The following is a 9,358-nucleotide window of genomic DNA, read 5'->3' on the forward strand; positions in this document are numbered from 1 at the left end:
CTGCTGCGCGCCGCGCACCAGGGCGCGCCCTGGTGCGCGGCGCGCAGCAGCGTGAAGGCGACCAGGGCGGCCGCGATGGCGACGATCAGCGACAGCAGCGTGGTGGCGACCTCGTAGCCGACGACGATTCCGGGATCGTACCCGAGCATCCCGATGAAGTGGGTGCTCCAGATGCCGGCGCCGGCCGAGAAGCTGGCGGCCAGAAGCCAGCTCGGCGCCCAGGCGCCGCCCTTGCGCACGCGCTGCTCGAGCAGCAGGGCGACGTAGCACGAGATCCAGCAGACACAGGCCGCCAGGGGAACCACCCAGGGGGTGTGCTCGTCGGTCAGGCAGGCCAGAGCGCGGTACATGGGAGCCTCGCCACGCGGCAATACGGGCGCACGATAGCGCGGCCAATACTAATCAGAAGTTGCATTTCGGAATAAGATTTCGCCTCTCAGGAGGGGTGTTCCGGGTCATCGCGTCGTCGCTTGTGTGGCATGACCAGAAAGTCCCGGCCCGAACTCCGAAGCGGGCCTGCCGGATCTCCGCGCCCGGCCCACCCGTCCGGTGCCGTGAATCGCCGTCGATGGACGCGAAAAGCCCCGAAGATTGCTCTTGGGAACGGTTCTCAAGCCGGCCAGCGTGGCGGTTACATGCCGCCAGCGCGCGTCGGCCATGCCTCATGACCGGTGTCCCGGCCGCCGGAGGCGCGGTAGGTGACGGCTCCTCCCAAGACGACCCCTTCGAGCCCGCTCGGCACAAGCCGCGGCGGGCTCTTTTTCGTTAAGCGTTTCGCCATACCCCTCTTCGGTATCCACGATCCGACGGCGGCTCGGCTCTCCGCCCGCCGCCGACGGATCGTTTGACGGCTTCCTTTGGCATCCCGCATGAAACACCGCTTCGCGTTCCTGGCCTTGATGATCGTATGCGCGGGCCCGGCCCTCGCCCGGGGCGACCGGTCCGGGCCGGGCTGCGACGACCCGCAGACGACCGGGTCTCTGCCCACCGGGATGCGGGACCTGGACGCCCTGGCCGTCGAGTCCGACCGGGTCGCCGTGATCCCGCCCGAGGACAGCTGGCAGGAGCAGGCGCAGCAGAACGCGGAACGCCGCCGGCGGGAACGGGCGGAAGGATGCGGGGTCGATTGACGGTCGTCGGCCGCGTCCCGAACAGGAGGCGGGACAGCCTGCCACTTATCGTTGATTCCCCGGGCAATCACCGGCACTGTGCCTGCGGCCGCGCCGACACGCGCCGGCAACGCTCCGCGGGCACGCATGCGGACCTGAACGCGAAGGGCGATCCGACATGAGGCTTCTGGCTCTCGGTGCCGTCATGGCCCTCACGGCAGCACCGGAAGCGCTGGCGCAGAGCATGCAGGACGTTCCGGTCCAGCGCGACCTCAGGCGGATGGACCGGCTCGACAGGCGCCTCAACCGCGACGGCATCCGGCGGGTCGATCCGAACGTGACGCCGGACAATCCCGACGGCGTCGTCGGCTTCGACGGCGTACCCGACAATTACGGGGATCGCGGCGTCATCGATGACGGCCCCCTGCCGCCCGGCTCGCCGGCCGATACCGACGACGACTGAGCTTCAGCCGCAGCGCCGCGGGAGCGGTGCCGATTGCAGTGCAACCCTGTTCGCCGCTCGGGCTTTGATGTCACGCGCGCCGGCGCCGGGCCGGTCCCCGCTTCGGCGGCTCGCGCGCCGCAGGCGATCGGGAGACGGACAGATGGCTGACGACACACCGCACGCCGACGGCGTCGCCCGGAGGATTGCCGAGAACGTCTACGCCGCGTTCTGCCGGCAGGCGACGATGCCCGCCCACCCGCTCGAAGAGCAGACGATCCTGGCGCGGCTCGTCGAGGCGATCCGCCCCCAGGTCGGGACCGGTTCGCCCGGAGCGCTCGTCGAGGCCGCCAACGCGGCCCTGTCCGCGTGGGAACAGCGGGACCCCGAGATCCGCGGGCCGCGCGTCGTCGCGGTGAACCCGATCGACGGTGCCGTGACCGTCGGATAGGGCGTCGTCCCGAAGACCGCTGTCCGGCACGATGGGCCGGCCGCGCGGGAGCGATGCCAAAGGGGCAGCGGTTTTAAGCAGGGATGCGCATGCGCAGGGGTCGGCCGAGGTCTGGCGCTTCGAAGCGGGCTTTGCCCGAAAGCCTGACGCAGCATCTCTCGGATCCGAAGATCCGGGTCCTCAAGACACCGGACGGCCGGCGTCGCTCCGACCGCGCGGCCGGCGTGGTCCGGAAGGTCCTGATCTCGCTCGTGACCCTCGCCGTGCTCGTGCTGGCCGGGGGGCACCTCGTGCACGCGTGGTAGGAAAACGCGGCGGGATCGGCCCTACCTGAAACGGCCAGGCTGCCTATGTCTCCGCTGCAAGGAGCCGTTCAACCCATGATCATGATCATCATCTGCTTCCTCGCGCCATGGCTCGCCATGTTCCTGCGCGGGAAGATTCTGCAGGGCATCCTCTGCATCATCCTCCACATCACGATCATCGGATGGATCCCGGCGACGATCTGGGCGCTGGTTGTCACCCGCAGGGAAGCCGCCTGACACGCCGCCGGCGCCGACGAGGAGGTCCGCATGCCGCCCAAGCTCATGAAGACGATCATCGGGGCCTTGGTCGCCGTCGCGCTCGCGGCGGCTGTGTCCTACGGGGTGATCAGCCAGCAGACCGCCGACCAGATCCAGACCAAGGCCAACGAGGCGCTGCAGACCGACCAGACCGCGCCGGCTCCGCAGCAGCAGACCCAACCGGCGCCTCAGACTCCCGGCCCGCAGACTCCGAGCCCGCAGACTCCGAACACGCAGGCGCCCGCGGCCCGTCCGTAGGGGGCGGCCTCCCTCGCTCCACGATGCCGGAGGGGCCCTGGGTCCGCGCCTTACTGGAGCGAGCCCGGTCCCGGCGACATCGAGCGCCCGGCCTCGAGCAGCGCGCGGATCTTCGCGGTGGCGTGGGCGAGGATGTCGGGGCGCGCCTCGTCGTAGGACGTTTCCGTGACGAAGCTCTGGAGCGCCTCCTCGATCCGGTCCTCGATCTCTTCCATCACCGTCAGGGCCTGTGGGCCCTCCCGGCGCATGTAGGCATCCGCCAGGGCCAGGTAGGCCGCGCTGGCGAGTAGAAACGCGACTCCGTTGGCTTCCTGCGCCATCTCGGAGCCCGGCTCCGGGCTGCCGGCTTGGTCGTCCGAGAATTCATCGATCATAAAGTCATGCTCTGCACGGAAACCATGCCAGAGCATGTCTCAGTTATTGCGACGCACACAGCTGCAAAGACTGCGTATCAGCTTGACCATAAGGCGTCGAATACTACTTTTGGGTCGACGATCTCAGATAATTGCACTCTGTGGTTGTAATTGACCGTGGGGCCGCATCGGTCCGTACCCCAGCTGACAGCGGGCCTTCATCCTACACGATACCGCTGCCGTCGTACGGCCACGGTCGGCCGAGATGGGCCGCGACGGCGGCCGGATCATCGCCGACCGCCTGCACGGCTTCCGTCACATTCTCGACCGGCACCTGAAGGCGGCGCGCCCAATAGGCGGCCGAACTCGGGTCTTCGACGTTCACACGCTTCGGCTCTTGGGACACATCGGACATGGCAACCTCCGCCGGGAGAACCGCCCGGGAACCCGGACGGTTCAGACGCCGGGTCCGCGCCGGGGAGCGTACGAACTACCAGCCGCCGTAGAACCGGCGCGGGCCGTCGTAGCCGCCGGGGCCGCGCTCATACCCGCCCCCGTGGCCGTACCCGTATCCCGGGCGGCCACCATAGGGGCCGCGGGGGCCGCCATAGCCCCATCCGCGATCGTTGGGACGGCAATGGCCCCATGGGTTCGGATGAAAGCCCGGACCGCAGCCGCCGGCCACGCGCTCGATCAGAACGGTGCTGTCCGGCGGCGCGTAACCGAACGGGGCCGCCTTCGCCGCCGTGCCGGTGGCAAGTCCTGCCGCGACGACCGCGGCGATACCGAGCATCCTGGAACGCACCATGACCCGATCTCCTGAACCCGTCGGCCCGCACCTGCCGGACCGGATGCCCAGAGGATGTGGCCGGCGCCCTGAACCAGTTCTGGTCGGATCGTTCATCAATCCGACGGGAGACTGGATTGATCGATCCCACGGCGGCCTTCCTGGATGACGCATCAGGATGGCGTCTTCGCCGATCTCGCACGCTGCGAAGACCTGTGCGGGCGCGCACGGTGCCAGAGTGCCGGCAGGCGTAGCCGTGTGAACGCCGGATCCGGCAGGCGGTGCGCCGCCAAGGCCCTGTCCGCCGCTTTCGACGCTCTCACCGGTATGCCCATCCTTCTGTACCGTGACAGGCTGAACCACCTTCAATTTGGAACGGGCCGGCGGCGAAATTGTTGAGACGCCATATTCACCACAACAGGACAACCCGGATGCGCAAGCTTGCACTCGCTTCCACGGCACTGCTCGGACTAGGCCTGCTGGCGTCGGCACCCGCCGAGGCTCGCGGCTGGGGTTACGGCGGCGGCTACGGTCATGGCGGCTACGGATACCGGGGCGTCGGGTTCCGCGGCGGCTACGGCGGATATCGTGGCTACGGACGCGGCTATGGTTACCGTCGCGGCATCGGTCCGGGCGCGGCCATCGGCCTCGGCATCGCCGGCCTCGCGGCAGGCGCCATCGTGGCCAACAGCTACGGCGGCTACGGTGGTGGCTACGGCTACGGACGCCCGGTCGGTTACTACGGCGGCGGCTACGGTTACGCGCCGGCCTACGGCTATGCGCCGGCTTACGGCTACGGCGGCGGCTACGGTTATCCGGCTTACGGTTACGGCTACTGAGCCTCTGACCGCCTGACGCCATCACCTGTCGGGGCACTCGGATTCGATCCGGGTGCCCCTTTTCATGTGCGACGTACTCGGCATCTGATGGCTCGAGGCTGCTGCGGTCCGTGAGAAGCCGCCCGGCGTCGCTCCGGGCGGCTTCGTTCAGGTCAAGGTCGGATCACCAGCGGTGGTGCCAGCCACCGTGCCGGTAGCCGCCGTGCCAGCCCCAGGGCCGGTGGAACCCGACGGGGCGATAGCCGCCCCAGCGATGCCAGCGGGGGCCGTACCAGCCGACCCTGCGGTAGCCGTAGAAGACCGGCCGGACCACGACGGGACGGTAGATGACGTTCGGTCGGCAGTACCCGTCATAGCCGCGGTGGCCGCCGAACCCGCATCCATCGCGAGCCTGCGCGGTACCGGCCGTCGCTGCAATCGTTCCCAGTGCCAGGGCTGCCGCGCCAACAAGCTTGAGTCGCATCTGCACCTCCTCTGCTGCGATGGCCTGAAAACATCGATCCCCGCGGGAGGGTTGCAGGTTTCTACGATCGAATACGTTGCCAATTGTATCTGGCTGAGGGGACTCACCTTATCGTTACCTGCGCGGCGGTGCCGGCGCCCGATCCTGAGGCCGTCACGAACCCGATCGGCGGATATCCGAGGTCCGGCGACGGCTGGCTGTCACCACCTGCCTGACCGCGGCGGAGACGTCACACGCCCAGGGCGAGGGAGAGGCGCTCGCGGGCCCGGCTGACCCGGCTCTTCACCGTACCGGGCTGGCACCCGAGGATCGTGGCCGCCTCCTCGTAGACGAGACCCTCCAGCACCACGAGCAGGAGGGTTTCCCGCTGCTCGGTCGGGAGATCGTTCAGGGCCGCCTGCAACTCGGCGAGGCCGATGCGATGCTCCTGCTCGGGCGGCAGGCTCAGGCGGGACGCATGGGTCCCGTCGACGTCCTCGACCTCGCGCCGAGACCGCAGCCCCTGGTTGATGTGCGCGTTGCGCAGGATCGTGAACAGCCAAGCGATCAGGTTCGTGCCGGGCTGGAAGCGGGCGCGATGCTCCCACGCCTTCAGCAAGGTCCCCTGCACCATGTCGTCCGCCTCGGCCGCGCTGCCGGCGCGGACCATCGCGAACCGGCGCAGGCGTGGCACCGCCGCGATAAGGCCGTCGCTGAACGCCTGCGAGACCTGCCGCTCCACCTGAGCATCGCGCAGGGCGGCCCGGAGCCGCAGCAGGACCTGCCCGAGTCGCGTTCCGGGATCGACCTCCTCCATGGAGGGCAGGATCTCGTTCAACCGGCGGCCGATCAGGTCCTGGACATGCCGCGGCAACCCCTCGGTCGTCGAAGGTCCGTCAGGTGCTTCACGCGAGAGCATGGGAAGGACCGTCCTTCTTCCGTACGGGAGCGCCCATCGGCCCCTGTACGACGCTGTTCAGATCACGCGTTCTGGCTGGTTGATCCTGCTCACGTCAATGATCCGAGTATACCAGTCCAGGCCCGGACGTTCACGCAACCGGTAACGGTCGGTCCGATTTCGCGCCGCGACCCGGCGTAGGGTGAAGCGCGACCGTCATCGGTTCGGATTCGGGCTGCAAGATCGGTTCATTCGCGCTTTCGGCGGCGGTGGAAGCTCCGGGCCATTCCTCATGGCGGCCGGAGGGCGGCACGCTGTCGATCTGGAACCCATCGTCGCCGGACGGCCGTCACGTCGCTGACTTGACGGAGGACACGTCCGAAGCGCCGACCTTACCCGTCCCACCGCGGCCCCGGGCCGCTTACCCGCGTCGCGGCCGATCCGCGACGCGGGTGTTCGACGTAAACTCAGACGGATCCGCCGCGGCGGGATCGGAGCGCGACGGGGCGCATCCGGGTGCATCGCTTGGGTCGCAGCCACCGCCCAGGCGGATCTGCACCCAACGCCTCAGCCAACACGTCCCGCATGCCGCTCGCGCGAAACCAGCAGACCTTGGCCGGGCGACCGTCCATCAGCGCTGGACATACGGACGAACCGAAGTCGCCCGCTGTTCGACAGTCGAGCGGCATGTCGGCCGCTTGGAGAATGTGAATTGGGGCAGGCGCTTGAGCCACGTGAGTGGCGGAGACGGAGGGATTCGAACCCTCGATACCCCTTTCGGGGCATGCTCATTTAGCAAACGAGTGCCTTCAGCCGCTCGGCCACGTCTCCGGCGCTCTGGCTCTAGAAGGTCGGATCGGGCGGGTCAACCCGATCCGGACCGGTGGCGGTGCGGCGGCGGCGTTCGTAGTGTTTGGCGATGCGCAGATGCCGCGAGATCGCGTAGTTCATGGCCGTCAGGAAGCCGTAGGTGCCGCGCACGACGTGGCGTCGGCCGAGATAGGCCTTGAGGAAGTTGCCCGGCAGCTCGACGAACACGCGCCAGGTGGGAATCACCACGCCCCGGGCCTCGAGGTCGTCCGCCTGCTGGTCGGAGTAGCGGTTGAGCTTGTCCAGCTGATCGCCGAGCGAGCGCACCGAGAAATGGTGGATCACCCCGCGCAGGCGGCCGGGTTTCACCCCGGGCTCCAGGGCGACGCGGTCGTGGACCGGGGAGGCCGCGTAGCGCCCCCGGTCCTTGCGATAGAGGCGAACCGGAGTCAGCCGGTAGGCCCACGGGTGGGGCCGGCCCTCGCCCGGAAAGACCTCCGCGATGCCGATCCGCCAGGCCGGCCGGCTGGGCTCGCCGGAGGCGAACAGGGTGCGGATCTCGGCCGCCAGCTCGGCGGGGACGACCTCGTCGGCGTCGAGGTTCAGCAGCCAGACGTGCCGGCACTGCTCCTCGGCGAAGCGCTTCTGCGGACCGTAGCCGGGCCAGGGCTTGTGGATCACCCGGGCGCCCAGCGCGGTCGCCAGGGCCTGGGTGCCGTCCGTGGAACCCGAATCGACGACCACGAGGTCGTCGGTCAGGTCGCGCACCGCCCGGATGGTGGCGCCGATCCGGTCCGCCTCGTTCCGCGCGATGATGAAGATCGACAGGGGCAGCGGTCCCGCGCTGGCTTCTCGCAAGCCCACCGGCGCGCCGGTCACGCCAGCCAGTCCGGCACTCGATCGAGGGCGACGAGATCCTCCACGCTCATGCGCGGGCGCACCACGGCCGCCCGGTCGCCGCGCACCAGCACCTCCGGCACGAGGGCGCGGGTGTTGTAGGTGCCGGCCTGGACCGCCCCGTAGGCGCCCGCGCTCATCACGGCGATCAGGTCGCCCGCCTGCACCGCGGGCATCTCGCGGTTGAGGGCGAGATAGTCGCCGGTCTCGCAGACCGGGCCGACCACGTCGGCGACGATGCGGGGCGTGTCCGGCCCCGGCTCGGCGACGGGGCGCAGGCCGTGATACGCCTCGTACAGGGTGGGGCGGATCAGGTCGTTCATCGCCGCGTCGATGATCACGAAGGTGCGCCCCTCGGACTGCTTCACGTACAGCACCCGGGTCACCAGGATCCCGGCATTGCCGGAAATCATCCGGCCGATCTCGAAGACCGGGCGCAGGCCGAGCGGCGTGAAATGCGGACGCAGGGTCTCGGCCAGGGCGGCGGGGTCGGGCGGCGGGGCGTTGTCGTCCCGGTACGGGATGCCGAGACCCCCGCCGAAATCGATGTGGCGCAGGGGATGGCCGGCCGCCAGCAACTGCCGGGCGAGGTCGGCGAGCAGCCGTGCCGCGCTGGCGAACGGGGCCAAGTCGGTGATCTGGCTGCCGATATGCATGTCGACGCCGTGGATCGCGATCCCCGGCAGGGCGGCGGCCGCGGCATAGACCTCCGGGGCCCGGGTGATCGGGATACCGAACTTGTTCTCGTACTTGCCGGTGGAGATCTTGGCGTGGGTGCCGGCATCCACGTCCGGGTTGACCCGCACCGAGACGGGGGCCGTCAGACCGAGGCCGGTTGCCGTCTCGGACAGCTGGGCGAGTTCGGGCTCGCTCTCGACGTTGAAGCAGAAGATTCCGGCCTGGAGCGCCGCCACCATCTCGTCCCGGGTCTTGCCGACGCCGGAAAACACGATCTTGGCCGGATCGACCCCGGCCGCGAGCGCCCGATGCAGCTCGCCGCCCGAGACGATATCCATGCCCGCGCCCTGGGCGGCGAGGGTCCGCAGCACGGCCTGATTCGAATTCGACTTCATGGCGAAGCAGACCAGCGCGTCGTCGCCCGCGAAGGCCTCCGCGAAGACCCGGTAGTGCCGCTCCAGGGTGGCGCTGCTGTAGCAGTAGAAGGGCGTGCCGACTTCCGCTGCGAGATCCGTCAGATCGACGTCCTCGGCCTGCAGGCGACCGTCGCGATAGTGGAAATGGTGCATCTCGGCCGTGTCTCTCCTGCGTGCCGGAGCGCGGGGTGTTTCCCGTGAAACATCCCGGCCGCCTGCCGGCGGGGCGCCCATAGACGAGGGCGCGACACGGCGCAGGCGCGGAGGCGGCCTCCGGCAGAAGCCGTCTACAGCAGCGGATCGAGAATGAAAGGCTCCTTGGGGATCCGGTAGCCGCGCTTCGCGCCGCGGCCGGTCTCGATCGGTGCCCCGGTGCCGCCCGGCGGAACCGCCGCGATGGACAGCTCGTCCCCGG

At 69.2% G+C, this 9,358-nt stretch carries 15 protein-coding genes and 1 tRNA gene; 7 read left to right on the forward strand and 9 right to left on the reverse strand.

What is annotated here, in order from left to right; all coding sequences use genetic code 11:
• The coding region (locus tag FV228_RS12540; RefSeq protein WP_281406489.1) for an MHYT domain-containing protein at window positions 1–350 on the reverse strand (350 nt) is incomplete at its 3' end.
• A gap of 519 nt (window positions 351–869) precedes the next feature.
• On the opposite strand from FV228_RS12540, the gene FV228_RS12545 reads away from it, so the two are divergent.
• From FV228_RS12545 to FV228_RS12565, 6 genes are all read left to right on the forward strand, one after another.
• Window positions 870–1,130, forward strand: coding sequence for a hypothetical protein (locus FV228_RS12545; RefSeq protein WP_147854924.1), 261 nt, complete (start codon window positions 870–872; stop codon window positions 1,128–1,130).
• A 157-nt stretch (window positions 1,131–1,287) separates the two neighbouring features.
• Window positions 1,288–1,572 (forward strand): hypothetical protein, encoded by a 285-nt coding sequence (locus FV228_RS12550; RefSeq protein ID WP_147854925.1) that lies wholly within the window; start codon window positions 1,288–1,290, stop codon window positions 1,570–1,572.
• Window positions 1,573–1,714: 142 nt separating this feature from the next.
• Window positions 1,715–2,002, forward strand: a complete 288-nt coding sequence (locus FV228_RS12555; RefSeq protein ID WP_147854926.1) for a hypothetical protein — start codon at window positions 1,715–1,717, stop codon at window positions 2,000–2,002.
• A gap of 131 nt (window positions 2,003–2,133) precedes the next feature.
• Window positions 2,134–2,307 (forward strand): hypothetical protein, encoded by a 174-nt coding sequence (locus FV228_RS33075; protein WP_187277720.1) that lies wholly within the window; start codon window positions 2,134–2,136, stop codon window positions 2,305–2,307.
• Between the two features lie 75 nt (window positions 2,308–2,382).
• The gene (locus FV228_RS12560; protein ID WP_147854927.1) at window positions 2,383–2,544 is read left to right on the forward strand and encodes a YqaE/Pmp3 family membrane protein; all 162 of its coding nucleotides are present in this window, start codon (window positions 2,383–2,385) and stop codon (window positions 2,542–2,544) included.
• A gap of 30 nt (window positions 2,545–2,574) precedes the next feature.
• Complete coding sequence (locus tag FV228_RS12565) at window positions 2,575–2,823, forward strand: hypothetical protein (RefSeq protein ID WP_147854928.1); 249 nt, start codon at window positions 2,575–2,577, stop codon at window positions 2,821–2,823.
• Window positions 2,824–2,873: 50 nt separating this feature from the next.
• Here FV228_RS12565 and FV228_RS12570 read toward each other — a convergent pair whose 3' ends face one another.
• The 3 genes from FV228_RS12570 to FV228_RS12580 all read right to left on the reverse strand — a co-directional run bounded on the left by FV228_RS12570 (window position 2,874) and on the right by FV228_RS12580 (window position 3,984).
• Window positions 2,874–3,197, reverse strand: coding sequence for a hypothetical protein (locus FV228_RS12570; protein WP_147854929.1), 324 nt, complete (start codon window positions 3,195–3,197; stop codon window positions 2,874–2,876).
• A 202-nt stretch (window positions 3,198–3,399) separates the two neighbouring features.
• A complete protein-coding gene (locus tag FV228_RS12575) occupies window positions 3,400–3,591 on the reverse strand; it encodes a DUF3606 domain-containing protein (RefSeq protein WP_147854930.1) in 192 nt (63 codons plus the stop codon).
• A gap of 75 nt (window positions 3,592–3,666) precedes the next feature.
• Complete coding sequence (locus FV228_RS12580) at window positions 3,667–3,984, reverse strand: hypothetical protein (protein WP_147854931.1); 318 nt, start codon at window positions 3,982–3,984, stop codon at window positions 3,667–3,669.
• Window positions 3,985–4,394: 410 nt separating this feature from the next.
• Here FV228_RS12580 and FV228_RS12585 point away from each other — a divergent pair, with 410 nt between their 5' ends.
• Window positions 4,395–4,802, forward strand: coding sequence for a hypothetical protein (locus FV228_RS12585; RefSeq protein ID WP_147854932.1), 408 nt, complete (start codon window positions 4,395–4,397; stop codon window positions 4,800–4,802).
• Between the two features lie 163 nt (window positions 4,803–4,965).
• Here the strand turns inward: FV228_RS12585 and FV228_RS12590 are convergent, their stop codons facing one another.
• The 5 genes from FV228_RS12590 to lysA all read right to left on the reverse strand — a co-directional run bounded on the left by FV228_RS12590 (window position 4,966) and on the right by lysA (window position 9,096).
• Window positions 4,966–5,265 (reverse strand): hypothetical protein, encoded by a 300-nt coding sequence (locus FV228_RS12590; RefSeq protein ID WP_147854933.1) that lies wholly within the window; start codon window positions 5,263–5,265, stop codon window positions 4,966–4,968.
• Window positions 5,266–5,494: 229 nt separating this feature from the next.
• Window positions 5,495–6,118: a sigma-70 family RNA polymerase sigma factor gene (locus FV228_RS12595; RefSeq protein WP_246689970.1), complete on the reverse strand. Its 624-nt coding sequence runs from the start codon at window positions 6,116–6,118 to the stop codon at window positions 5,495–5,497.
• A 763-nt stretch (window positions 6,119–6,881) separates the two neighbouring features.
• Window positions 6,882–6,973 (reverse strand) — tRNA-Ser (locus FV228_RS12600).
• Between the two features lie 12 nt (window positions 6,974–6,985).
• Entirely contained in the window at window positions 6,986–7,831 is an 846-nt protein-coding gene (locus tag FV228_RS12605; RefSeq protein ID WP_246689971.1) for a glycosyltransferase family 2 protein, read from the reverse strand.
• Entirely contained in the window at window positions 7,828–9,096 is a 1,269-nt protein-coding gene (lysA, locus tag FV228_RS12610; RefSeq protein WP_147854935.1) for a diaminopimelate decarboxylase, read from the reverse strand. Before lysA ends, FV228_RS12605 begins: the two co-directional genes overlap by 4 nt.
• Window positions 9,097–9,358: the final 262 nt, after the last annotated feature.

This window comes from Methylobacterium sp. WL18, assembly GCF_008040015.1.
Lineage (GTDB): Bacteria > Pseudomonadota > Alphaproteobacteria > Rhizobiales > Beijerinckiaceae > Methylobacterium > Methylobacterium mesophilicum.

What these genes read in the sequence shown, in the direction of transcription:
- FV228_RS12545 (WP_147854924.1), top strand. Translation starts at nt 870, where the DNA reads ATGAAACACCGCTTCGCGTTCCTGGCCTTGATGATCGTATGCGCGGGC.
- FV228_RS12550 (WP_147854925.1), top strand. Translation starts at nt 1,288, where the DNA reads ATGAGGCTTCTGGCTCTCGGTGCCGTCATGGCCCTCACGGCAGCACCG.
- FV228_RS12555 (WP_147854926.1), top strand. Translation starts at nt 1,715, where the DNA reads ATGGCTGACGACACACCGCACGCCGACGGCGTCGCCCGGAGGATTGCC.
- FV228_RS12560 (WP_147854927.1), top strand. Translation starts at nt 2,383, where the DNA reads ATGATCATGATCATCATCTGCTTCCTCGCGCCATGGCTCGCCATGTTC.
- FV228_RS12565 (WP_147854928.1), top strand. Translation starts at nt 2,575, where the DNA reads ATGCCGCCCAAGCTCATGAAGACGATCATCGGGGCCTTGGTCGCCGTC.
- FV228_RS12570 (WP_147854929.1), bottom strand. Translation starts at nt 3,197, where the DNA reads ATGATCGATGAATTCTCGGACGACCAAGCCGGCAGCCCGGAGCCGGGC.
- FV228_RS12575 (WP_147854930.1), bottom strand. Translation starts at nt 3,591, where the DNA reads ATGTCCGATGTGTCCCAAGAGCCGAAGCGTGTGAACGTCGAAGACCCG.
- FV228_RS12580 (WP_147854931.1), bottom strand. Translation starts at nt 3,984, where the DNA reads ATGGTGCGTTCCAGGATGCTCGGTATCGCCGCGGTCGTCGCGGCAGGA.
- FV228_RS12585 (WP_147854932.1), top strand. Translation starts at nt 4,395, where the DNA reads ATGCGCAAGCTTGCACTCGCTTCCACGGCACTGCTCGGACTAGGCCTG.
- FV228_RS12590 (WP_147854933.1), bottom strand. Translation starts at nt 5,265, where the DNA reads ATGCGACTCAAGCTTGTTGGCGCGGCAGCCCTGGCACTGGGAACGATT.
- lysA (WP_147854935.1), bottom strand. Translation starts at nt 9,096, where the DNA reads ATGCACCATTTCCACTATCGCGACGGTCGCCTGCAGGCCGAGGACGTC.